Genomic DNA, 21,613 nt, shown 5'->3' with positions numbered 1-21,613 from the left:
TCAGGGCTTGCCGGCCTGCAGGCGACGCAGATTGCCGATGACCGACTCCAAGGCGCGGTCAAACAACTGGTTTTCGTCCAGCAGGGTAATCAACCCCTGCTCGAAGCGCTGTGCCAACTCGGTCTTGCCGAACTCGGCGACTTTCATGCCGCCGCGATTGACGAAAATGTACTTGCCGCTGAAGCTGATAATGGCGGCCAGCTTGCAGCGCTGCTCGGGCTGCCCCTCGGTGGCGCCGAGCTGGAACCAGCAACCCGCGCGCAAGCCTTCGATCCAGCGCAGCGCGCCCACGCTGGGCAGATCCTCCACTGTCTCTACTACAGGCTCGGATTCCGCGACCTCCAGTACCGGCGCCTGTATGTGCACCTGCTCAATCGGCTCGACGCCGGGAGCGGCGTTCTGAGTTGCCAAGGGCTCAGCCGCGCTCTCTGCTGCTGTCGGCTGTGCATCGGCCTGCCCGGCATCCGCTGGGACGGTGTCCTCCGGCACTGGCGCAGGCGGCTCCGCAGCTGCCCGCTCTATCGGCAGGGGAGCGCTCTCCACCGACGCCTCAACTGCGGGTATATGCACTCGCTGCTGTGCGCTCGCCTGCTCGGCACGCGCTGCGTGCTGTTCGTCGAGCAGGCGCTGCGCCGCCGCCTGCTTCTGCGCCACCATCAATACCGCCAATTGCGGCTTCGCCAGCAGCGCCACCTGTGCGGCCACCGCCGAGGCGTCCAGCCCGAGTGTTTCCAGCCCGGCACGCAAAGCATCCCGCACGGCGTCATTGCTGCTTTCGCGCTTCGCCCGGTGTTCTGGCGTCACCGGCTCGACACTTTCGATCATCTGTTGCGCGGTCAGCATGGTCTGCGTCCACGCGGCAGATTCACTGCCCTCGCGAAGACACACCATCTGCAGTACCTGACTCCAGCCATCACGCAGCAGATCCACCAAGGTCACCGGCAGGGTACGACCGGCCAGTAGACTGTTGATCGCCCGAGCGACATCATTGCGCGCCGCCTGCATGCGCGCGCGACCTTCCTCGGCGTCGCGGGTACGCTGCTCGATGCGGTCCGAGCGGCGCTGCTCATTGCGCAGAAAGTCCGTCAGCTCGGCGTACAGTGTCTCGAACAGAGCATCCTGCGGCTCGCTCACCGCCAGCAAGCGCTCCACGATATCCTGCAGCAAGGCGTGCAACTGGTCGCGTCGCAGGTCGTCCTGGTCATTCCAGCCCATGGTGGCACGGGCCAGCTCATTCAATAGCCGGCGTGCCGGGTGAGATCCCCGGCTGAAAAAACTCTTGTCGGCGATGGCTACCCGCAAAATGGGTAACTGCAAGCGACCAATCATCGCCTTTACCGCTGCGGGTAACGCCGGATCCTCGAGAATAAAGTCGAACAACATGGATACCAGGCTGATGACATCGTCATCCACCCGGCCAAGCATCTTTTGCTCACCCTCTCCCTGATGACTCTGCTGCCTCAAGGCGTGCTGAATACGTTGCCGCATTCCGGGCAAACGATCACCCGCTGCGGTATCTGAAGCCTCATCCATGGGCAGCTCGGCTAACACCTGGAGCAACTCGTTGCTGCGCAGGGGTCTGCCACCGCCGCCGGTCAATCCGGACAGCGCCATATCACCGCTGGCGTGACGCCAGTTGCCGATCAGCTCGCTGAACATGCTCAGCACTTCCTGCTGATCGGCAGCCGAGGCAGGAGTACCGCGCGAGCTGTCAGCAGAGCCGGAACCGGTACCCGCCGCAGGCGCCCGGCGCGGCGCGGCAGTCACTTGCGCCAGACGCAGATCAGGCATGACGCCGGCGTCTATCAACAATTTATTGAGCGCCTCGTATTCGGCATCGATGCCATTGAAGACATAACGCTCGAATAGTTTGAGCACAATCAGCCGCACCTTGATTTCCAACGCCAGGGGTTTCAGCGCCTCGGCGAAATAATCTGCCAGTGCGGCGGGCGCCAGCGGGTTGGTGCGCTCATCCACCAGCCCCTTAACCAGACTGTTGCAGCGGATAGCCAGGTGCATCAGCGCCTGCTGATTGCGACTGTTAACACGGCTGATCATGCCATCCAGCGCCACCGACTGCTCCAGCTCGTCCGGCTGCACCAGGGTCAGGCTGTCGAGTTCGAAGGCAACATGGGCAGATGCTACCGGGACAGGGTTATCGCCGTTCAGACGCTCGGTAGCCTGCAGAAGGCTTTGGCTGATGCTCTTGAGCATGGCGCCACGCTGCAGACGAACGGTGCGCATGGCTTCGAAGAAGAGGGTTTGCTCGGCATTACTGGATGCGCGATCCGCCATCTCGAAGAGGTTATCGTCGGCGTTGTCGAAAAGACTGTTGAAGGCGGTGTCCAGGTACCCTTGCAGATGGTCACGCACGCCGACCAGAGGCACCGGCAACAACGATGCAGCCGCGCTCGTGACCGGCTTGCCGCGGGCCGCGAGATTCGGTTTGATCGATACCACCTTCGGGTCCTGGGACATGCTACCTCTCCTGATAAGCCGAGCTTATCGCCTTCAGTGCCTGGGGTGCTTATCCTGCTGGAACATCAAGCCTTCCTTGGGTTAAAGCGCAGCCTTGGAGCTGCGACTATTTTTTGGCGTCAAAATTTTTCATCAGTATACCGATTTTACTCTCAAGCGCATCCGTACCGACCGCTTTTCTTGACGTGCTTCACATTTTCGATAGTGCTCGCAGATCAAGGTTCCTGCCACCCCTTCCGGGCAAACGGCTTTGGTTATCACGCAAATGCCAATACTGGTATATCCTGACCCTGGACCAGCCCAAAAGGCACTCTAATAACAGTGATGTGCACCAATCACATCAGAAAAAAACTGCAGGAGCAGCGTCAAATGGAAGCAATCATCAGCCTGATCGGCGATATCAACGGCGTAGTCTGGGGGCCGGCAATGCTGGCACTACTTGCCGGCACCGGCCTCTATCTCACACTAGGCCTCAAACTCATCCCGCAACGTAAGCTGTTCTACGGTTTCAGCATGCTCTGGCGTGGTCGCAAGAGTACCGAAGAGGGCGATATCAGCCCCTTCAACGCGCTCATGACCGCCCTCTCCGCAACCGTAGGCACCGGTAACATTGCCGGCGTGGCCACCGCCATTTTCTTTGGCGGGCCCGGCGCATTGTTCTGGATGTGGGTCATCGCCCTGGTGGGCATGGCCACCAAGTTCGCCGAGGCGGTACTGGCGGTGCGCTTTCGCGAGAAAGACGCCCTGGGCAACCACGTTGGCGGCCCGATGTACTACATCAAGAATGGCCTGGGCACCAAGTGGAAATGGCTGGGGATCCTGTTCGCCATCTTCGGCATGCTGGCCGGCTTCGGCATCGGCAACACCATTCAGTCCAATTCGGTCGCGGACGCGCTGAGCAGCAGTTTCGGCATTCCGCCGTTGGTGACCGGCATCATCATCGCGGTACTGGTTGCCCTGGTGCTGCTGGGCGGCATCAAGCGCATCGGTGAGGTCGCCGGCCGCCTGGTACCCATCATGGCGCTGTTCTACGTCGGTGGTGGTCTGATCATCCTGATCATGCATTTCGACCGCATTCCGGCTGCCTTCGGCGACATCCTCTACTACGCCTTCAATCCTGCCGCTGCGGCGGGTGGCTTTGCCGGCGCAACCGTCTGGGCCGCCATGCGCTTTGGTATTGCCCGCGGCGTCTTCTCCAACGAGGCGGGTCTGGGCAGTGCGCCCATCGCCCACGCCGCCGCACAAACCAACAACCCGATCCGTCAGGGAACGGTCGCCATGCTGGGCACCTTTATCGACACCATCATCATCTGCTCGATTACCGGCCTGGTGATCATGGTGACCGGCGCCTGGCAAAGCGGCGAGAACGGCGCACCGCTGTCGGCACTGGCCTTCAGCCAGGGCCTGCCGGGTGGTTGGGGGCAGTACATAGTGAGCATCGGGCTGGCGGTATTCGCCTTCACCACCATCATCGGCTGGAGCTTCTACTCGGAAAAGTGCACCCAGTTCCTGTTCGGTGAGCGCTCCAATGTGCCTTTCCGCGTACTCTGGATCATTGCTGTACCGCTGGGCACCCTGCCAGGCATAGACCTGGGCAGCCTGTGGCTGGTGGCCGACACGCTCAATGCCATGATGGCGATTCCCAACCTGATCGCCTTGCTGCTGCTGAGCCCGGTAGTCTTCCGCCTGACCCGCGATTACTTCAAGGATCCGGCGAATTACCTGAACAAATAAAGCCGCACGGCAGTCGTAACTTGCAGGACCAATACCCGCCTCCCCGGCGGGTATTTTTTTAGCGATGGGGTATACTCGCGCCCATCCAGATTGACTGTCAGACCTGCCGGAGCCAGCATGCCAAACCTCACCCTCGACAGCCTGCAAAGCATCATAGTTGACGACGTACGCCGCGCCCTGCACGAAGATGTTGGCGATGGCGACATCACCGCCAGCCTGATACCCGCCGAACATCAGGCCGAGGCCAGCATCATCACCCGCGAGCCAGCCGTCTTCTGCGGCCGCGCCTGGGCTGATGAAGTAGTGCGCCAGGTCGATGCGCAGATACAGATCGAATGGCTGGTCAAGGATGGCGACAAATTGAGCGCCGACCAGACTCTGTGCCGCCTGCGCGGCCCGGCCCGCGGCCTGCTGACCGCCGAGCGCTGCATGCTCAATTTCATCCAGACCCTGTCCGCCACGGCCACCCGCAGTCATCACTTTGCCGAACTGGTGAAGGACACTTCGGTGAAGCTGCTGGACACGCGCAAGACCCTACCTGGCCTGCGCATGGCGCAGAAGTACGCGGTAACCTGCGGCGGCTGCCACAATCATCGTATCGGGCTGTTTGATGCTTTCCTCATCAAGGAAAACCACATTGCTGCCTGTGGCAGCGTCGCCGCCGCCATTCGCGAAGCCAAGCACATCGCACCCGGCAAACCGGTGGAAATAGAAGTAGAGAATCTGGATGAGCTGCGCCAGGCACTGGCCGCGCATGCCGATATCGTCATGCTGGATGAGCTCAGCCTGGAAGACATGCGCACCGCCGCGGAGCTCGCCATGGGCAAGGCAAAACTGGAGGCATCCGGAGGCATCAATGAGAGCACCCTGCGCGAAGTCGCTGAAACTGGCGTCGACTTTATCTCGATCGGCAGCCTGACCAAGGACATCAAGGCAGTGGACCTGTCCATGCGCCTGCGCTACCAGGCGCGCTGAGCGCAGATTCAGTAAAGCGCCAGCAGCCGCTGGCAATCCGCCGCGTACCAGTCGGCCAGCTCAGGCCACTGATTCTGCGCATGAACCAGGCAGGTGCGGCTGCCGGCCGCCCTGCCCGCTTCCAGATCAAAACGAAAGTCCCCTACCATGACGGCTTGAGCCGGCTGCAATTGCCAGCGTTCCAGCAACAGGTGAATGCCTTCCGGGTGGGGTTTGGGCGCCGCTTCTTCGCGGCCCAGCACATCCTCTGCGGCAAAACACTCGAGAAGCCCCAGATGTGCCAGCGTCGACTGCGCCACAGCCTGCAAATTGCGGGTTAGGATGCCCAGCCTCAACCCGCGTTCATGCAGATGCCGAATCAGCTCGACGGCCCCCGGCGCAGCCTCTACCTGCGCCGCCAGACGCAGCTCGATTAAGTCCAGCTCGGCCTTCATCGCCAGACGCTCATCATCCGGCAAGGCCGCCATGCAAGTCAGAATGTCGGCCTCGGCGGGCACACCCAGCTCGCGGCGTATCGCCGGAAAATCATGCTGCGCCAGCGTGAGAGTTCCGTCCAGGTCGAACACCCAGCCCTGCAGATGACGCATGCTCAGCTCTTCATCTTGCGCATGAGCGATTCCTGCGCCACAGATGCAACCAGCTCGCCCGCGCGGTTGAAAATCTGTCCGCGTGACATGCCACGTGAGCCCGCCGCCGACGGGCTGTCCATGGCGTACAGCAGCCAATCGTCCATGCGCAGCGGGCGGTGATACCAGAGCGCGTGATCCAGACTGGCCACCTGCAGCTTGGTCGACCAGCTGGAGATCGCGTGCGGCTGCATGGCCGTGCCCAGCAGGTGGAAATCCGAAGCATAGGCCAGCAGATAGCGGTGCACCTGAGGGTCGTCCGGCAACTGACCATCGGCGCGATACCACATGTAGCGCACCGGCTCGGATACCTTGGGCTCGAAGGGATTGAACTCACCAACCGGCCGAATCTCGATCGGCTTGCCGCAGAGCACCTTGTCGCGCACCTTCTCGTGAATCAGGTGCTGGTACTTGCGCGTCCAGTCGGTTTCATTCGGTAGATCTTCAGGGCCGGGTACGTCTGGCATTTGCACCTGGTGATCGTAACCCTCTTCATCACCCTGGAAGGAACAGATCATGGTGAAGATCGGCTTGCCCTTCTGAATCGCCTGCACCCGCCGAGTGGTAAAGCTGCCGCCGTCGCGCAGCGGGTCGACCTGATAGACAATAGGATGGGTAGCATCGCCCGGACGCAGAAAATAGCCATGCACCGAATGCACGTGCCGCTCAGGGTCGACCGTCTGGCTGGCAGCCGAGAGCGACTGCCCCAGCACCTGACCACCAAACAGCTGCTTGAAGCCCAGATCCTGGCTGCGGCCGCGGAACAGGTTCTCTTCGATCTTTTCCAGCGCCAGCAGGTCAACCAGATCATCCAGCAATTGGCTCATATTCCTTCCTCACAATCGGCGCGACCACGGCTGTCGCTCTACTTCGGTTCTGCGGCAGCGATCCTGGTCACCACCATAATGGCGGCAAGTTTAACCCGGATTGTCCCAAGTTAGCAGGTCAGCGACTGCCTGATTCACCCGTGAGACTTGTTCGCGCAGCAACGGCTCCAGCATACTCGGACTCTTCGCACAGCAAGGGGAAAGCAGGTGGACCTGCCACTGGTATATCACCCCGACTACAGCTTTGCCTTCCCGGCGCCGCATCGCTTCCCGATGGACAAGTTCGTGCGTCTGCATGACCATCTCAGCGCGAGCGGGCTGCTGCACTCGCGTAACCTGCATCAACCGCAAGCCGCCAGCCATGAGCTTCTGCTACTGGCGCACGATGCGGACTATGTCTCGCGTTTCTGCCACAACGAACTGGACGCCGCTTCGCAGCGCCGCATGGGCCTACCCTGGAGCGAACGCCTGGTGGCTCGAACCAAACGCGCAGTCGGCGGCACCCTGTTGACCGCCAAGCTGGCTTTGCAACACGGACTGGCCTGCCACCTGGCCGGGGGCACCCACCACGCGCACTACGACTTTGCCTCAGGTTTCTGCATCTTCAACGACCTGGCCATCACCAGCCGCTACCTGCTCGCCGCTGGCATGGCACAACGCGTACTCATCTTCGACTGCGATGTGCACCAGGGCGACGGCACAGCGCGCATCCTCGAGCAGGATGATGAGATCATCACCGTGTCACTGCACTGCGAAAACAACTTCCCGGTGCGCAAGGCGCACAGCGACTGGGATATCCCGCTGCCGCGCCAATTGGGCGATGCCGGCTATCTAAAGGTAGTCGCAGATACCCTGGATTACCTGCTGCCGCTGTATCAGCCGGATCTGGTGCTCTATGACGCCGGGGTGGATGTGCATGCCGCCGATGCGCTCGGCCATCTGGCGCTGAGCGATGCCGGTATTGCCGCGCGTGACAGCCAGGTGATCAACGCCTGCCTGACCCGCGATATTCCCGTGTGCGCGGTAATTGGTGGTGGCTACGACACGGACCGTGATGCCCTGGCCAGGCGCCACGGCATACTGCATCACAGCGCCGCGCAGATATGGCAGGCGCGGGCTTTGGGGTAAACTGCGCGGCTTGCAGACCAGGGGCAACGTGATGACCAAGCAACAGCCGTACACCGACAGCATTGCCGTGATAGGTGGCGGCCCTGCCGGTCTGATGGCCGCAGAAACCCTTGCCAATGCGGGTTACCGGGTAGACCTGTTTGACGCCATGCCCTCGGTTGGGCGCAAGTTTCTGCTGGCCGGCGTCGGCGGCATGAACATCACCCACTCCGAGGCCAAGCCTGATTTTCTCGCGCGCTATCGCGAGGCAACTCCCTGGGTCGGCGACTGGCTTGATGAACTGGATGCGGACCAGTTGCAGGCGTGGATTCACGGGCTGGGGATAGACACCTTCGTCGGCAGCTCCGGCCGCGTCTTCCCCACCGACATGAAGGCAGCGCCCTTGCTGCGCGCCTGGCTCAAGCGCCTGCGTGAGGCCGGTGTGCAGCTGCATACACGGCACCGCTGGCTGGGCTGGACGGCAGAGGGCGCACTGCGCCTGAAAGGCACTCAAGGTGAATTCCAGCTAAGCCCCAAGGCCTGCGTGCTGGCCCTGGGCGGCGGCAGTTGGCAGCGCCTGGGGTCCGATGGCAGTTGGGTCGAACCGCTGCGCGCGCAGGGCGCTGCGGTGCGCGACCTGCAGCCAAGCAACTGCGGCTTCATCTGCGACTGGAGTGCCTTTCTCAGCGAGCGCTTTGCCGGCCAGCCATTGAAACCCGTGATCGCAAGCGTATCGGACAGCGACGGCCCACTGATCAGCCGCCGTGGCGAATGCGTTCTTACCCACGATGGACTGGAAGGCAGCCTGATTTACGCTTTGTCTGCCCCGCTGCGTGAGCAACTCAGTCAAACAGGCGAAGCCCGGCTGATGCTCGATCTGGCCCCCGACCGCAGCGAAGCCCAGCTAGTCGCCGCCCTGAAAGACAGTCGCAAGGGCCAGTCGCTGGCGACCTTGCTGCGCAAGAAAGCCGGACTGGATGCGCTCAAGGTGGCGTTGTTGCACGAATGCTTCGATAAAGGCCAACTGGGTAGCGCCGAGCAACTGGCCAGCGCGATCAAGCAACTGCCGCTGAGCTTCCACGCCACCCGCCCGCTGGATCAGGCGATCAGCAGCGCCGGCGGCGTGCAGCAGCAAGCTCTGACTGCAGACCTGATGCTCAAGCCGTTGCCCGGTGTTTTTTGCGCCGGTGAAATGCTCGACTGGGAAGCCCCCACCGGTGGCTATCTGCTCACTGCTTGCTTTGCCAGTGGCAAACGCGCCGGCGAAGGGGTTATTCGCTGGCTCGCGTCGGCTTGACGCCAGACAGCCGGGGCACCATCCAGCGCTCGAACAGGCGTGGAAACAGCCGCGCCACCAGCCGCGCCTGCCAATCCACGTTCGACAGCACCAACAGACGCTTGCGCTTGCACGCACCCTGGTAGATGGCGTCCGCTACATCCGCTGGCGAAGAGACCTTGAACGGCAGATTGACCGTGCCTTGGTTGATCGAGCCATCACCCACCAGAGCATTCTTGCGAATGTCGGTGGCGGTAAAGCCGGGGGTCACCAGCATGACGTTGACGCCCTGCTCACGCACCTCCATGCGCAGGGTCTCGAACAGCCCGTGCAACGCATGTTTGCTGGCGTTATAGGCACTGCGATAGAGCAGCGGCGCAAAGCCGGATAGCGAGCTGAGCACTATTACCTGGCCGCCCCGCGCCAGCAGGCTGGGCAAGGCGTGACGCGTACAGTTGAGCGCACCGAAGTAGTTGACCGCCATGATGCGCTGGAACACTCCAGCATCAGTTTCGGCGAAGGTGCTGCGGTGGGTGATGCCGGCGTTGTTGATCAGCAGATCAATGCCGCCAAAGCGCTCGACCACCTGGCTGATGGCCTCGGCGCACTGTTGATCGTCGGACACATCGCAATGGATCGCCATGACGTCGGCATTGAGCTTGTCCTGCAGCTGCTGGCGAAAGGCAACCAGAGACTCGTCCTGAATATCCAGTATGGCGATATGCGCGCCCGCCTGGGCAAAGCGCAGTGCCAGTGCCCGCCCAATGCCGGCACAGCCTCCGGTAATCACCACCACTTTCTGCTGAAAGACTCGCCGGCCCATAGCGCCTCCTTGTTAACCGCTTTGCTTCAGCCTAAAGCCAGCGGTGCACGGCGGCAAGCCCATTAAGCTGAGGGCTCAGGGCGCCAGACGTTCGCGCACCCATTGACCGTCCTGCAGGCGATAGCGCAGACGATCGTGCATGCGACTGGAGCGGCCCTGCCAGAACTCGATCAGATTGGGAATCAGCCGATAGCCACCCCAGTGCGGCGGGCGCGGCGGTTGCTCCTCGGCATATTGCACCTGCAGCGCAGCCAGGCGCTGGTCCAGCACCTCGCGACCGGCGATCACCTGGCTTTGCGGTGACGCCCAGGCGCCCAGCCGGCTGCCTGCGGGCCGGCTATGGAAGTAAACGTCGGACTCCTCGTCGCTGACCCGTTCCACCTGCCCTTCAATACGCACCTGACGTTCCAGGTCGTGCCACCAGAAGGTCATGGCCGCCAGCGGCTGAGCTGCAAGCTGTTCACCCTTGGCGCTCTGGAAATTGGTAAAGAACACAAAGCCGCGCTCATCAAAGCCCTTGAGCAACAGAGTGCGCAAGTGCGGCTGGCCCTGCTCATCCACCGTGGCCAGCATCATGGCATTGGCTTCGGTGGTTTCAATTTCCACTGCCTGGGCAAACCAGGTGGCGAAAAGCAGATGCGGCTCGTCCGGCGCCTGGGCTTCGGTCAGCCCGTCGCGGGTATAGTCACGCCGCAGGTCGGCAATGGTGGGTTTCATCAGCGTCGCTCCTTCAAACCTTCAAGCCAGTCATCTATAGGCCAAGCCTAGCATTCCCTGTTACAGACACCTTGACCTGCAGCAGTGTTCAGTCCAGCTCGCGCAGGCACTCATAGACCGCGTTGCTCAAGGCCAGCGCGCGTGGGTCCATCAGCACATAGGGACCCATGGTGTTGGTAACGTAACCAAAGCCGACGCGCGCCTCCGGATCACAGAAGCCCAGCGAGCCACCCGCACCCGGATGACCAAAGGCGTGCGGCCCCATACCGAAACCACCACCCGGAGTGCCTTGCTCCAGCATCACGCCGAGACCAAAACGCGTGGGACACAGCAAGGTGCGATCCTGACCCTGGCTGTGCTCCTGCTGCATCAGGGTCACCAATTCGTCATCGAGCAATCTCACCCCATCCAGCTCACCGCCGTGTGCCAGCAATTGCCAGAAGCGCGCCAGCGAACGGGCGTTGCCGGTGCCGTTGGCCGAGAGGATTTCCACCTGCTGCCATTCGCGTTTATTGGTGCTGGTCATCATGCTGGCCGGGTTGCCAAAGGCCTTGGCGGTGAGTGCTTCCGGTTCGCCCATGGCAGCAAACAGGGCGCGGGCGCCTTCGTCACCGTATTGATTGCGCAGGCGCGAGACATGCGCCACACGCTCAAGATCCTGATCCGGCACGCCCACATAAAAGTCCATGCCCAGAGGCGCGCAGATCTGCTGCTGAACATAGCGGCCTGGGCGCTCTCCGCTGAGCCGCGCCAGGGGTTCTCCCAGCAGCCAGGCGTAAGTCACCGGCGCATAGCCATGGGCAGTGCCCGGCGGCCACCAGGGCGCCTGTTCGGCCAGGGCGTTGCTCATGGCAGCCCAGTCGAACAGCGCCTCCGGAGGCAGAGATTTGGATACGGCAGATACGCCGGATTGATGGCTGAGCAACTGGCGCAGGCTGATGTTCTGCTTGCCGGCCTGGGCGAACTCCGGCCATACCTCGGCGATAGGCGCATCCAGCTCGATACGCCCGGCAGCAACCTGCTGCAACAACGCCACTGCGCCCAGCGGCTTGGTGCAGGAGAACACATTGACCAGGGTATCCTGCTCCCAGACCTGCTGATTTTCCTTGTCCATCACGCCCTGCCAGAGATCCAGTACGGTGTCGCCACCCACGGTCACGCAGAGCGCGGCGCCACGGGCCTGCTCATCCTGTTGCTGCTCGGCAAAGAGCTCGCGTACCCGCTCGAAGCGTGGATCAAAGTAGCCCTGCACATTGCTCATGGAAGTTGTCCTTGGGTCAGTGTCTTGTTGTGTTGCCATTGAATCCTGTCGCGCCATCGAAAGCAGCGACCATAAGGCGCTGCGTCAGCGCAGTATCGAGCAGACTGATGACACTAGTCGATCTGCTGTCGAAATGGCGGCAGCGCCTTGAGGATCGCCTTGCCGTAGCGCTGGGTGACCAGCCGGCGGTCCAGCACCGTGATGGTGCCGGTATCCTGCTCGGTGCGCAGCAAGCGTCCGCAGGCCTGGATCAGCCGCAGGCTGGCGTCCGGTACGGCAATTTCCATAAAGGGGTTGCCGCCGTTCTTTTCGATCCACTCGGCCAGCGCTGCTTCGACCGGATCATCCGGCACGGCAAAGGGGATCTTGGCGATCACCACGTGCTCACAATACTTGCCGGGCAGATCCACACCTTCGGCGAAGCTGGCCAGGCCAAAGATCACGCTCTGTTTGCCGTCGTCCACCGCGCTGCGATGCTGGCGAATCAGTTCCTGTTTGGACAGATCGCCCTGCACCAGCACCCGCGTGCGAAAGGCTGCCGGCAAGCCAGCGTAAACCTCCAGCATTTGCTTGCGCGAAGAATAGAGCACCAGGCTGCCGCGCTCCTCGGCCAGAATCGCGGGCAGGTGTTCGGTAATGGCCGCCGTGTGGCCGGCGCTGTCACGCGGATCGGCGCCGTGGTTGGGCACGTGCAGCAGCCCTGCTTCGCCGTGTTTGAATGGGCTTGGCGCCAGGGTGCAAACAGCGCTTTTCGGCAGGCCGGCACGGTGGCTGAAACGATCGAACTTGCCCAGCGCGGTCAGCGTGGCCGAGGTGGCCAGCGCGGCAAAGGCGCTATGCCAGAGATACTGGCGCAGGGTATCGGCGGCCAGAATCGGGCTCACGTGCACTTCGATGTCGTTGGTATCGGTCAGGGTCAGCCAGCGCGCGGTCGGCGGCCGGCCCTCCGGGTCCTGCAGGCAGAACTGGGTCCAGAGCGTCCAGTTGGCCTCAGCGCGCGCCAGCAGGGCACCAAACAGGGGGTACCACTCCTCCGCCTGGGATTCCGAAACGCCTATGGTCGCCTCGCCATCCATCGCTTCCTTGAGCATATCCACCATACGCTGCAGCAGGTCGGTGATGCGGCCAAAACCAGCCTTGAGCTCCAGGCCCATATCCACCAGCTCTTCAGGCACCACACCGTGCTCGAAGCGGTGCTGCGGGCGCACATTGCCGCGCAGGTCTTCGGCGCTGGAGAAGTCGGCCACCTCGCCCATCGCCTGCTGCATGAACTGCTGGTGCGGCTTCAGTTCGCGTGCTTCCAGCGGCACCTTTTCCAGTACGCGACCCAGCTCGCCAGGCAAGGGATGCTGCGCCAGCAGCTTGCTCAGGTTCTTGTCCAGCTGCTCCAGCCAGTCGGCGGTCGCGTGCAGACGCGTGTTGTGGGCAAAGTGCGAAATGGCCTTGTCGGGCAGGTGGTGGGCTTCGTCGAAGATGTACAGACAATCGCGCGGGTCGGGCAGAATGGCACCGCCGCCCAGCGCCAGATCGGCCAGCACCAGATCATGGTTGGTGACAATCACATCGACTTTCTGCACGCCTTCGCGCGCCTTGTAGAACACGCACTGCTGAAAGTGCCCGCAGCGGCGGTTGCTGCACTGGATATGATCGGTGGTCAGGCGCGACCAGTCCTGATCCTCCAGCGCCTCGGGCCAGGAATCGCGCTCGCCATCCCATTTGTTGCCGCCAAGGGCTTCCACCATGCGGGTGTAAAGTTTGAGTCCCGCTTCGTCTACATCCAGCTTGAAGCCGTCGTCGGCAAAGATCTGCTGCTGATCGGCCATCGACTGGTTTTCACGCAGCAGGTTGTCGAGCTTGGACAGGCACACATAGCGTCCGCGCCCCTTGGCGAGCGAGAAGCCGAATTGCAGCCCGGCGTTGCGCTGAATATCGGGCAGATCCTTGAGCACGATCTGCTCCTGCAGCGCAACAGTGGCAGTGGAGATCACCAACGGCTTGCCCAGATGCTTGGCAATCGGAATGGCCGCCAGACAGTAGGCCACCGTCTTGCCGGTACCGGTGCCGGCCTCGATGACCGCGACCGCCGGGTCGCCATCGCGATGGCCGTCGTCGTCCAGCTTGACGCCGCCAAACAGCTTTGCCACCTCGGCAATCATCACCCGCTGGCCGTAGCGCGGCTTGAGGGATTTGTTTTCGAGAAAGGTGCGGTAGGCCGTTTGAATCTGGCCTTTGAGTTCATCGTTCAGCATGCGGGCTCCGGGCTAGCCGGCGATGATAACATTGAACCGCCCGGCAACCGACTGCCAACGGGCTTGCATCGGTCGGCAACTGGCTCTAGCCTCCTGCCAACCATAGTCCGCGCTGTTTGCCCAATTACCTGTGTGATCAAGGAGCCCCATGACGGCCACGCCCAACGCAACCCTGCTGAGCATTCTGGAGCATTACCAGCCAGCACGCCTGCTGTGCGTCAGCCAATCGCGGATACCCGCCGTCGAAGCCTTTTGTGCGGCGCATGGCGCAACGCGTCTTACCTTGAGCGATCAGGTGCCATTGCCCGAGGCGGTGGCCAATCAGCGCTACGACCTGGCGATCATCGCCGATCAGCTGGAGCACCTGCCCCAGCGTCTGGGCGTGGAACTGCTGGCGGGCCTGCGTAACCTTTCGGCGAGCCGTCTGGCGGTGCTGGTGGATCTGAAGCAAACGCCAACCTGGCAGGAAAACGACTTTTTCGCCCTGGCCTTGCAGCGACATGCCAGCTTTACCCAGAGCGGCGATGAAGACGTCGGCGCCAATCACAAACGCACCCTGGCGCTCTATACCTACGACCTGGCTGACTACAAGCAGGTGCCTGACTGGCTGAATGCCAAGTACTGGGCCAACCCCGAAAACTTCGACAAATACTGGTGGTAAGCGTGGCGCCCGAGATGCCGGTCAACAATATCCAGCGCAGCGACCTTTGCCCCTGCGACAGCAGCCTGACCTATGGCGACTGCTGTCAGCCGCTGCACGCCGGTGCGCCAGCTCCAGGCGCAGAACAACTGATGCGCTCGCGCTACTGCGCTTATACCCTGGGCCTGATTGATTATCTGGTGAGTACCACCCTGCCCGCCCAGCAAGAGCTGTTGGACGTCGAACCCATGCGCCTGTGGAGCGAGCAGAGCCGATGGCTGGGCTTGCGGGTTGAGCAGGTAAAGGATGGCGCTGGTGGTAATCGCGCTCAGGTGACGTTCGAAGCGCACTGGGCCGACCCCGATGGCAGCCGGCACAGCCACCGGGAGTGCTCGGATTTCAAACAAGTCGGCGCGCGCTGGTTTTTCATCGACCCCAACCACCCGATCAAGGCCGGGCGCAATGAGCCCTGCCCCTGTGGGTCTGGACGCAAGTTCAAGCAGTGCTGCGCACTCTAAACAGCCGAGCCGTCAGTCGTCCTGCAACTTGAGGTGATCGGTATCGGGCACCACCTCCGGCAGGTCGCGCTTGAGCTCGCCCATGTCGCTGCCCACCGGCGCCAGACTCAGGGCACTGAGATCAATCGGCAAGGGTGGCTGCTGCTGGTAGTCGTCCTGCATGTCGGCGCCCAGGGGCGCAATCTCGAAGTCCGGCGCGTCTACATCGGCAAAGGCCGCCATGTATTCATCGCGCGGTATCACCTTGCCGGAATGGGTGTTGGCCGCGGGTACTGCCACTGGCTGGCGCTGTTCGGGCGCGGGCTCAGATTCGGCTGCCGCAGGCGCAGCGGGCTCTACCGGCTCCATCAATTCCACGCTGCAGAGCGCGCCGGCACGTTCGATGGCCGCGCGATACTTGGCCGCAGCAGCCTCGTCGAGCCCCTGCTTGATCACGATGCGACGGCCGGAAAACAGCGTCTCCAGCTGCTCGCCCGCCACCTGAAACAGCTGGCCGATGCGCGCGCGGGCCTCTTGCTCGGGCACACCCGGTTGCACCTGACCTAGAAAAACAATCTCGAAACGGGCCATCTTGTCACTCCCTGTACGTCAATTAAGGTTAGTATGGTCCGAGCCAGGCTGATCGACAACTCCACTTATAAGTCAGCCTGTATCGATCGCGGAGGGGAGACAATGAAGTCGCGCGTGCTGGGGATGCTGGTGCTGTTGCCCTGCCTTTTTCTGCAGGGCTGCGCCATGTTGATGCCGTCATACAACAAGCCGGATGTGCGTCTGGCCAATGTCGAAATGCTCAAGTCGAATCTGTGGGAGCAGTCCTTCCGCCTGCAGCTTCGGGTCGACAACCCCAACAGCAAACCGTTGCCGATTCGCGGCATGCAATATCAGGTGTATCTGAACGACACACGCCTGGCCACCGGCGTCAGCAACAATCGTTTTGATGTGCCGGCCTACGGTTCGGAAACCTTCGAGCTGGAAGTGCGCTCCAACCTGTGGCGGCATCTGGCCGATCTGGTCAAGCTGGTGGAGAAACAGCAGGCAGTCGACTACCGTATCGAGGGCCATATCAGCACCGGGCTGTTTTTGGCGCCCAATATTCATCTGAAAGAAAAGGGGACTCTGGACCCTTCGCAACTGAGTTTCTGACCTATGCAAACCCATCACTGGCTGCTGCTTGCCGGCCTGCTCGTCATCGTCGCCCTGTCGGGCTACGCCTGTTATCTCTGGCGCCGCGTTTGGCGCATCCGTGCTGAACAGCAGGCCCAGCAGGAAGAGCGCAACGCCCGCCTGGCGGCCGATATCCAGTTTCTTGCGCAAAGCCTGGTGAACGGCCAGGTGCCGTTGATCGAGGGCTCGATTCGCATCAAGGTACTACTAGACAACTACAGCGGCCCGCGCCGCGACGATCTCGAGCTGAGCATATTCACCGAACTGTATGATCAGACCGCGCACATTCCCACCCACGCCGGCTGGAAACAGCTGAGCGCCGCCGAACGCAAGCTGCATCAACGCCTGATGGAAACAGTGGAACGGGATCACCAGACCCAGGTCCAGCAGACCGCCAGCCAGTTGGCCAACGGCCTGTACTAGTGTGGGCAGCCTCGCGCTGCCCCACTTGCTTCAGACGACGGAGTTGCCGCCATCCACTGCCAGTGCCTGGCCGCTGACGTGGCGTGAGGCCTCGCTAGCCAGGAAGACAGCCGCTCCCTTGATATCTTCTTCACCACCAATACGACCCAGCGGCGTGCCCTGCTTGATCAGCTCGGTGACTTTCTCCAAGCCCTTGGCCATTTTGGTCGGGAAGTAACCCGGGCAGATGGCATTGACGTTGATGTTGTACGGGCCCCACTCGCCAGCCAGCGCGCGCGTCAAGTTGATGGCAGCTGCCTTGGAGGTGTTGTAGGCCACGGTGTGAATGCCGGAGTTGGCGCGGTTGCCCTTGAAGCCGGCAATGGAGGCAATATTGATGATCTTGCCGGACTGGCGCGGAATCATGAAGCGGCGCGCCACTTCCTGTGCCACCAGAAAGCAGACATCCACGTTTAGGGTCATCACTTTCTGCCAGCCTTCATAGCTGTGCTCTTCAGCGGGCTGACCCCAAGTGGTACCGGCGTTGTTAACCAGTACGTCGACGGTACCGAAAGCCGCCTCGGCAGCGTCCACCAGCGTCTTGACCGGGTTGGTATCCAGCTTGCCCAGATCACAGGCCACACCGGCAGCCTCGATACCCTGTGACTTCAGCTCGGCGACCACAGCGTCGATCTCTGCGGCATTACGCGCACTGATGAATACCTTGGCACCCTGCTCGCCGAAAGCTTCAGCCATCTGCAGGCCCAGGCCCTTGGTGCCGCCAGTGATCAGGGCGACCTTGCCGGTCATGTCGAACAGTTGCTTGACGCTCATGGAATATCCTCTTTGTGTCTCAATGGATGACAGTTCAACCTGGGAGCCTGTCGGACTTAACCGTCCGTAGCGAGGGGAAGTCCGATTGGAGGCAGTTTTTGTGGTCTTTTGAGGCGAATAGTCAGTCTATTCAACGAAAAAGAGCGCAGAAAATGACCCAATACGGCTTTTCCGCAGTAGGACAGCGTTAAGTGCGAAAGGCTCCTAGGCATCATAAGACACCCGAGCGCCGCAGGCCGACCATCAGTGATCCGGGTGATATGCCGCCCCACACTGGTGTTATCATGCGCGGCTTTAGCAACGCGGACCCCAGCCATGGCCGAACACGACTTCAGACGTACCGCCTTCAACCCCTCACACACCCTGGTCGAGTGCCGCACTCTGGGCGCCGGGCTCTATCAGGTGACAGGGCAAGGCGGTGGCGTACAACCCGGCGATCTGCTGATCTGCACTGTTAAGGGTAGTCGTGATTTACCGCTACGCCTGAATGTGGAGAAGGTTCGCTATCTGATCAATCCGCCCGGCCAGTGGACCGCCACTGCCAAAGGCCCTGACCTGCGTGGTCAAGCGGTGCTGGGCTGGTCGATTACCTGTGATCAGTGCGCACGCGAGCAGGCCTTCGAGTTTCTCGCCGCCGAACGGGACGACCTGCCGGCACGCACGCTGAAAGCCGTGGCGCGCATTGCCGAGCTGGGCTGGCAACCGCACGGCGACAACCATCTGTGCCCTGCCTGTGCCCGCCAGCAGAGCAACAGCTAAAACAGCGCCAACTGCTCACCCATGGGCGAGTGCGCGTTGTCTAGCCGCACGCCCACACCTATCAGTCGTACCGCACGGCCGCCACGTGCGTAGGCCTGGGTGCAAAGTTCCGCGTAGCCTTCGGGCGTAACCGGGGCGCCCGCCTGCTCCAGGGTGGTCTGCGTGAAGTCGTGGAACTTGAGCTTGATAAAGGGCTTGCTAACCCGGTAGACGCTATCCAGCCGCCCGAGTCGTTCGGCCAGTTTGTCGAGCAATGGCGGCAAGGCAGCCAGGCAAGCAGCAAGGTCGGGTAAATCGTGCTCGTAGGTATTTTCCACACTGACCGACTGGCGCCGGCTTTCTACTACCACCGGTCGGTCATCGATACCGCGCGCCAGTTGCCACAAGCGCTCGCCAAAACTGCCGAATTCACGCGCCAGATCCTGCTTGCGCCAGGGCAGCAGCTCACTGCACACATCCACACCCACGCGCTTGAGCCGCTCCGCCGTCACCTTGCCCACGCCGTGCAGCTTGGTTACCGGCAAATCATGCACAAAAGCTTCCACCTCATGGGGCAGTATCACCTTTAGCCCATCCGGCTTGTTCCAGTCGCTGGCGATCTTGGCGAGAAACTTGTTGGGCGCCACGCCGGCGGAAACGGTAATGCCCTGTGAGGCCTGCACCCGCTGGCGGATTTCCTTGGCGATCAGGGTGGCGCTGCCGCGGCAGGCCTGGCTGTCAGTCACGTCCAGATAGGCTTCGTCCAGCGATAGCGGCTGAATCAGTTCGGTGTAATCGGCAAAGATCGCCTGAATCGCAGCGGACACCTCACGGTAGACTGACATGCGCCCCGGCACTATCAACAGATCCGGGCAGAGGCGCTTGGCGTAAGCCGACGCCATGGCCGAATGCACGCCGTAGGCGCGGGCTTCGTAATTGCAGGTGGATATGACCCCGCGCTTGCCCGGGTCACCGCCCACGGCCAGCGGGCGACCACGCAGGCGCGGGTCATCGCGCATCTCTATGGCGGCGTAGAAGCAATCGCAATCGACATGGACGATCTTTCTTTGCACGTTATCTATTTGATTTAATTTGGTTAATTAAAATTTTCAGCCCAATGATACCCGCTCTAATACCCGCTTTTCCCGCCGCTGGAAATGGCTGGTTATACCACCGCATCTATATTGAACGAACACGTACGGACACGCACTTTCAATTTTAACTTGCCACAAATACACTGTATGCATAACCAGTTACAGGTGACCCTATGGCCGTGCGAATCATCGTTTGCGGGGGAAGGAATTTCAATGACAGGCGGGCGGTCTACCGCGTGCTGGATCATATCCACACGCATAGATCGATCAGGGAAATTATTCAGGGGGACGGCCCAACGGGCGCGGACCGGTGGGCCAGGGAATGGGCTATTAACTGCGGTCAGACACTGACCGGGTACCAGCTAGGCGGCACAAAGAACACTCGCTACCCGGAGCAGATGCGAGCAAGACAGATGCTGAAAGACCTTCCTGATGGGCTGGTGGCCTTCCCAGGCCACGGCGAGTGCATCGCGCTGATTGCCGCCGCCCGCGCGGCGGGTGTGCCTATCTACATGCCATTTGGCTAGCGCCATCCGCGATCAGAACCAGCAAACAGACTAAATCGGAAAGCGCCCCGATAGCACCCATTTCGACCGCCCCAGTATATGCCTAAGCATGCCAGCGCTTGCGGAGAGCATCAGGCTTGCCCAGATGCGAAGACATATACTGAAGAGGAACAACCCAATGACGCGGTTGAAACACGCAAACGAACTACTGGAACTGCTCAATAACATGCTGCAGCTGTGGCTTCTAATACAGGACATTGCCCTGCCCTTGCTAGCCTAGCGCGGCCACTGGCTTGCTGAAACAGCATCCGCCCAGCCCTGCAGCCCGGTTAGCCGCGCACGGCACTCATCCGCCCTGGCCGTCACTCTGACAAGGCCTGCCGCAGTTGCTGGGTGTATGTCTGCTCGGGCTCCGGCTCCATCATCCAAGCCGGTGGCGGCGTTACCGGTGGGCACTCTACCGGTACCGGCTGCAGGGCTGGCGAGACGGACTGACAGCCGCTGCTCAGCAGTAGCGAGGTCAGCAGCAAGCTGGGCATTGTCTTGTTGAACATCGGTCATCTCCGCGTAGTGTTTGTTGTCCAGCTCGCCGAGCTGCTGCTGCAGCTCATTGGCCCGTTGTTGTTGGCGTTGCAGCTGGCCGGCAGCAGCGCGGCTGATTTCGCCCAGCGTGGCCGCGTGCAAGCTTTCCGCTTCCGCCAGTGCCGCCGCCCCGTTTGCTGCTTGCCATTGCCAGCCGGCAGCAAAGCCGCCACCCACCAGCGCTGCGATCAAAGCCAGCGCTGCGCCGATCTGCAGCAGCCATTTGTATTTAGTCAGCACGCATCACCTCCAGCGCTTGCGCGTACAGCTCCGGCCACGTCTCCGGATGGGGCTTGCCCGGACGCCAGATGCCGTTGTAACAATCCCACGCCTCCTGCACCTCACCGAGCGCGGGCAACGGGCGGGGATCGGTCCAGAGCATTAGCCGGGCCACGCCGGCGGCAAGTACGTCGTCATGCTCTAGCCGGGCGTAGATATCGGCGGGATTGAACGCTACCCCGCGCGCGTCGCACAGTCGCCGCAGGTGGTCGCGGCTGGCGTGATGAAGGAATACGCCCCACACGCCGCCCCGACTCGCTTGAGAGCCCTGCTCAAACTGCCAGAAGCCGCGCGCGGGGCCGCGAATCTGCCGGCGATAAATGAAGCGGGATTCTTGCAGCCCGATGGCCAGCAGCATCAGCTCTGCCTCAAGGCTTTTCATGCGCGCAGGCAACAACGCAAACGCCGGGGCGATGGCCACGGCGCGTACCGTCGATAAATTCATGGTTTCTCCAGGCACAAAAAAACCGCCAGCAGGCGGTTGTGTGAAATGAACAGCACTTTTAACCAGCAGTTACAGACAGCGCAAAACAGGCACTGCAGTATTTTGCGTGCACAAAACATCAGCACAGCACACGAGAAGGAATCTCAATATGCTTTTAATAACCTGCAGCCTGGGCGAAGCAATCAACATTGGAGACGACATCAGCATCGTCATCGTTGACGCCGAATCAAACCGCTGCCAGCTGGGTGTTGATGCCCCCAAAACCGTTAAAGTCATGCGTGGTGAACTGGTAGAGAGCGACGCCATGATTGACAGGCTCGAAGAGCGACACGGCTAAA

At 61.5% G+C, this 21,613-nt stretch carries 23 protein-coding genes; 11 read left to right on the top strand and 12 right to left on the bottom strand.

The window, feature by feature from the left end; all coding sequences use genetic code 11:
- Window positions 1–2,478 (bottom strand): DUF1631 domain-containing protein, encoded by a 2,478-nt coding sequence (locus V7756_RS05030; protein ID WP_335609064.1) that lies wholly within the window; start codon window positions 2,476–2,478, stop codon window positions 1–3.
- Window positions 2,479–2,847: 369 nt separating this feature from the next.
- Between V7756_RS05030 and V7756_RS05025 the strand changes: the two genes are divergently transcribed.
- Both V7756_RS05025 and nadC read left to right on the top strand, forming a co-directional pair.
- Window positions 2,848–4,212 (top strand): alanine/glycine:cation symporter family protein, encoded by a 1,365-nt coding sequence (locus V7756_RS05025; protein WP_335609063.1) that lies wholly within the window; start codon window positions 2,848–2,850, stop codon window positions 4,210–4,212.
- Between the two features lie 117 nt (window positions 4,213–4,329).
- A complete protein-coding gene (gene nadC, locus V7756_RS05020; RefSeq protein ID WP_335609062.1) occupies window positions 4,330–5,187 on the top strand; it encodes a carboxylating nicotinate-nucleotide diphosphorylase in 858 nt (285 codons plus the stop codon).
- An 8-nt stretch (window positions 5,188–5,195) separates the two neighbouring features.
- Here the strand turns inward: nadC and V7756_RS05015 are convergent, their stop codons facing one another.
- Both V7756_RS05015 and tesB read right to left on the bottom strand, forming a co-directional pair.
- Entirely contained in the window at window positions 5,196–5,780 is a 585-nt protein-coding gene (locus V7756_RS05015) for an HAD family hydrolase (RefSeq protein ID WP_335609309.1), read from the bottom strand.
- Window positions 5,777–6,640 (bottom strand): acyl-CoA thioesterase II, encoded by an 864-nt coding sequence (gene tesB, locus V7756_RS05010; protein WP_335609061.1) that lies wholly within the window; start codon window positions 6,638–6,640, stop codon window positions 5,777–5,779. The genes V7756_RS05015 and tesB overlap by 4 nt, the downstream gene beginning before the upstream one ends.
- A gap of 207 nt (window positions 6,641–6,847) precedes the next feature.
- Between tesB and V7756_RS05005 the strand changes: the two genes are divergently transcribed.
- Complete coding sequence (locus V7756_RS05005) at window positions 6,848–7,768, top strand: histone deacetylase family protein (protein WP_335609060.1); 921 nt, start codon at window positions 6,848–6,850, stop codon at window positions 7,766–7,768.
- 31 nt (window positions 7,769–7,799) lie between these two features.
- Entirely contained in the window at window positions 7,800–9,044 is a 1,245-nt protein-coding gene (locus V7756_RS05000) for a TIGR03862 family flavoprotein (protein WP_335609059.1), read from the top strand.
- Here the strand turns inward: V7756_RS05000 and V7756_RS04995 are convergent.
- The 4 genes from V7756_RS04995 to dinG all read right to left on the bottom strand — a co-directional run bounded on the left by V7756_RS04995 (window position 9,019) and on the right by dinG (window position 14,073).
- Window positions 9,019–9,846: an SDR family oxidoreductase gene (locus V7756_RS04995; RefSeq protein ID WP_335609058.1), complete on the bottom strand. Its 828-nt coding sequence runs from the start codon at window positions 9,844–9,846 to the stop codon at window positions 9,019–9,021. The genes V7756_RS05000 and V7756_RS04995 overlap by 26 nt on opposite strands.
- Window positions 9,847–9,921: 75 nt before the next feature.
- Window positions 9,922–10,563 (bottom strand): pyridoxamine 5'-phosphate oxidase, encoded by a 642-nt coding sequence (pdxH, locus tag V7756_RS04990; RefSeq protein ID WP_335609057.1) that lies wholly within the window; start codon window positions 10,561–10,563, stop codon window positions 9,922–9,924.
- 88 nt (window positions 10,564–10,651) lie between these two features.
- The gene (locus V7756_RS04985) at window positions 10,652–11,824 is read right to left on the bottom strand and encodes a serine hydrolase domain-containing protein (protein ID WP_335609056.1); all 1,173 of its coding nucleotides are present in this window, start codon (window positions 11,822–11,824) and stop codon (window positions 10,652–10,654) included.
- A gap of 113 nt (window positions 11,825–11,937) precedes the next feature.
- Window positions 11,938–14,073 carry an ATP-dependent DNA helicase DinG gene (dinG, locus tag V7756_RS04980; RefSeq protein ID WP_335609055.1) on the bottom strand — a complete coding sequence of 712 codons (2,136 nt, stop codon included), beginning with the start codon at window positions 14,071–14,073 and terminating at the stop codon, window positions 11,938–11,940.
- A gap of 148 nt (window positions 14,074–14,221) precedes the next feature.
- Here dinG and V7756_RS04975 point away from each other — a divergent pair, with 148 nt between their 5' ends.
- On the top strand, window positions 14,222–14,734 hold the full coding sequence (locus tag V7756_RS04975) for a DUF6231 family protein (protein WP_335609054.1): 513 nt from the start codon (window positions 14,222–14,224) through the stop codon (window positions 14,732–14,734).
- 14 nt (window positions 14,735–14,748) lie between these two features.
- Entirely contained in the window at window positions 14,749–15,231 is a 483-nt protein-coding gene (locus V7756_RS04970) for a YchJ family protein (protein WP_335609308.1), read from the top strand.
- 12 nt (window positions 15,232–15,243) lie between these two features.
- On the opposite strand, the gene V7756_RS04965 is transcribed toward V7756_RS04970, so the two are convergent.
- Entirely contained in the window at window positions 15,244–15,801 is a 558-nt protein-coding gene (locus V7756_RS04965; protein WP_335609053.1) for a hypothetical protein, read from the bottom strand.
- A 102-nt stretch (window positions 15,802–15,903) separates the two neighbouring features.
- Here V7756_RS04965 and V7756_RS04960 point away from each other — a divergent pair, with 102 nt between their 5' ends.
- Together V7756_RS04960 and V7756_RS04955 are read left to right on the top strand one after the other, a co-directional pair.
- Entirely contained in the window at window positions 15,904–16,374 is a 471-nt protein-coding gene (locus tag V7756_RS04960; RefSeq protein ID WP_335609052.1) for an LEA type 2 family protein, read from the top strand.
- Window positions 16,375–16,377: 3 nt separating this feature from the next.
- Window positions 16,378–16,818: a DUF2489 domain-containing protein gene (locus V7756_RS04955; protein ID WP_335609051.1), complete on the top strand. Its 441-nt coding sequence runs from the start codon at window positions 16,378–16,380 to the stop codon at window positions 16,816–16,818.
- Between the two features lie 30 nt (window positions 16,819–16,848).
- Here the strand turns inward: V7756_RS04955 and V7756_RS04950 are convergent, their stop codons facing one another.
- Window positions 16,849–17,631: an SDR family oxidoreductase gene (locus V7756_RS04950; protein WP_335609050.1), complete on the bottom strand. Its 783-nt coding sequence runs from the start codon at window positions 17,629–17,631 to the stop codon at window positions 16,849–16,851.
- A gap of 315 nt (window positions 17,632–17,946) precedes the next feature.
- Here V7756_RS04950 and V7756_RS04945 point away from each other — a divergent pair, with 315 nt between their 5' ends.
- Window positions 17,947–18,390 carry a hypothetical protein gene (locus V7756_RS04945; RefSeq protein WP_335609049.1) on the top strand — a complete coding sequence of 148 codons (444 nt, stop codon included), beginning with the start codon at window positions 17,947–17,949 and terminating at the stop codon, window positions 18,388–18,390.
- Here V7756_RS04945 and dinB read toward each other — a convergent pair.
- Entirely contained in the window at window positions 18,387–19,442 is a 1,056-nt protein-coding gene (gene dinB, locus V7756_RS04940) for a DNA polymerase IV (RefSeq protein ID WP_335609048.1), read from the bottom strand. The two genes, V7756_RS04945 and dinB, sit on opposite strands and share 4 nt — an antisense overlap.
- Window positions 19,443–19,636: 194 nt before the next feature.
- Between dinB and V7756_RS04935 the strand changes: the two genes are divergently transcribed.
- Entirely contained in the window at window positions 19,637–19,990 is a 354-nt protein-coding gene (locus V7756_RS04935) for a DUF2493 domain-containing protein (protein WP_335609047.1), read from the top strand.
- Window positions 19,991–20,245: 255 nt separating this feature from the next.
- Here the strand turns inward: V7756_RS04935 and V7756_RS04930 are convergent, their stop codons facing one another.
- Together V7756_RS04930 and V7756_RS04925 are read right to left on the bottom strand one after the other, a co-directional pair.
- Complete coding sequence (locus V7756_RS04930; RefSeq protein ID WP_335609046.1) at window positions 20,246–20,791, bottom strand: lysis system i-spanin subunit Rz; 546 nt, start codon at window positions 20,789–20,791, stop codon at window positions 20,246–20,248.
- Window positions 20,781–21,275: a hypothetical protein gene (locus V7756_RS04925; RefSeq protein ID WP_335609045.1), complete on the bottom strand. Its 495-nt coding sequence runs from the start codon at window positions 21,273–21,275 to the stop codon at window positions 20,781–20,783. The genes V7756_RS04930 and V7756_RS04925 overlap by 11 nt, the downstream gene beginning before the upstream one ends.
- Before the next feature lie 148 nt (window positions 21,276–21,423).
- Here V7756_RS04925 and V7756_RS04920 point away from each other — a divergent pair, with 148 nt between their 5' ends.
- On the top strand, window positions 21,424–21,612 hold the full coding sequence (locus tag V7756_RS04920) for a carbon storage regulator (RefSeq protein WP_335609044.1): 189 nt from the start codon (window positions 21,424–21,426) through the stop codon (window positions 21,610–21,612).
- Window position 21,613 lies beyond the last annotated feature (1 nt).

It is taken from the genome of Halopseudomonas sp., from assembly GCF_036961105.1.
In the GTDB taxonomy this organism is placed as follows: Bacteria; Pseudomonadota; Gammaproteobacteria; order Pseudomonadales; family Pseudomonadaceae; genus Halopseudomonas.
Note: the sequence above shows the minus strand (reverse complement) of the source record. Positions and strands in the feature narration are given on the sequence as shown.

Bases quoted from the DNA above. Each gene is read 5' to 3' on its own strand.
- nadC (WP_335609062.1), top strand. From the start codon at position 4,330: ATGCCAAACCTCACCCTCGACAGCCTGCAAAGCATCATAGTTGACGAC.
- V7756_RS05030 (WP_335609064.1), bottom strand. From the start codon at position 2,478: ATGTCCCAGGACCCGAAGGTGGTATCGATCAAACCGAATCTCGCGGCC.
- V7756_RS04970 (WP_335609308.1), top strand. From the start codon at position 14,749: ATGCCGGTCAACAATATCCAGCGCAGCGACCTTTGCCCCTGCGACAGC.
- V7756_RS05000 (WP_335609059.1), top strand. From the start codon at position 7,800: ATGACCAAGCAACAGCCGTACACCGACAGCATTGCCGTGATAGGTGGC.
- V7756_RS04945 (WP_335609049.1), top strand. From the start codon at position 17,947: ATGGCCGAACACGACTTCAGACGTACCGCCTTCAACCCCTCACACACC.
- V7756_RS04920 (WP_335609044.1), top strand. From the start codon at position 21,424: ATGCTTTTAATAACCTGCAGCCTGGGCGAAGCAATCAACATTGGAGAC.
- V7756_RS04935 (WP_335609047.1), top strand. From the start codon at position 19,637: ATGGCCGTGCGAATCATCGTTTGCGGGGGAAGGAATTTCAATGACAGG.
- V7756_RS04950 (WP_335609050.1), bottom strand. From the start codon at position 17,631: ATGAGCGTCAAGCAACTGTTCGACATGACCGGCAAGGTCGCCCTGATC.
- V7756_RS04955 (WP_335609051.1), top strand. From the start codon at position 16,378: ATGCAAACCCATCACTGGCTGCTGCTTGCCGGCCTGCTCGTCATCGTC.
- pdxH (WP_335609057.1), bottom strand. From the start codon at position 10,563: ATGAAACCCACCATTGCCGACCTGCGGCGTGACTATACCCGCGACGGG.
- V7756_RS05025 (WP_335609063.1), top strand. From the start codon at position 2,848: ATGGAAGCAATCATCAGCCTGATCGGCGATATCAACGGCGTAGTCTGG.
- V7756_RS04995 (WP_335609058.1), bottom strand. From the start codon at position 9,846: ATGGGCCGGCGAGTCTTTCAGCAGAAAGTGGTGGTGATTACCGGAGGC.
- dinG (WP_335609055.1), bottom strand. From the start codon at position 14,073: ATGCTGAACGATGAACTCAAAGGCCAGATTCAAACGGCCTACCGCACC.
- V7756_RS04925 (WP_335609045.1), bottom strand. From the start codon at position 21,275: ATGAATTTATCGACGGTACGCGCCGTGGCCATCGCCCCGGCGTTTGCG.
- V7756_RS04960 (WP_335609052.1), top strand. From the start codon at position 15,904: ATGAAGTCGCGCGTGCTGGGGATGCTGGTGCTGTTGCCCTGCCTTTTT.
- tesB (WP_335609061.1), bottom strand. From the start codon at position 6,640: ATGAGCCAATTGCTGGATGATCTGGTTGACCTGCTGGCGCTGGAAAAG.
- V7756_RS04975 (WP_335609054.1), top strand. From the start codon at position 14,222: ATGACGGCCACGCCCAACGCAACCCTGCTGAGCATTCTGGAGCATTAC.
- V7756_RS04965 (WP_335609053.1), bottom strand. From the start codon at position 15,801: ATGGCCCGTTTCGAGATTGTTTTTCTAGGTCAGGTGCAACCGGGTGTG.
- V7756_RS04985 (WP_335609056.1), bottom strand. From the start codon at position 11,824: ATGAGCAATGTGCAGGGCTACTTTGATCCACGCTTCGAGCGGGTACGC.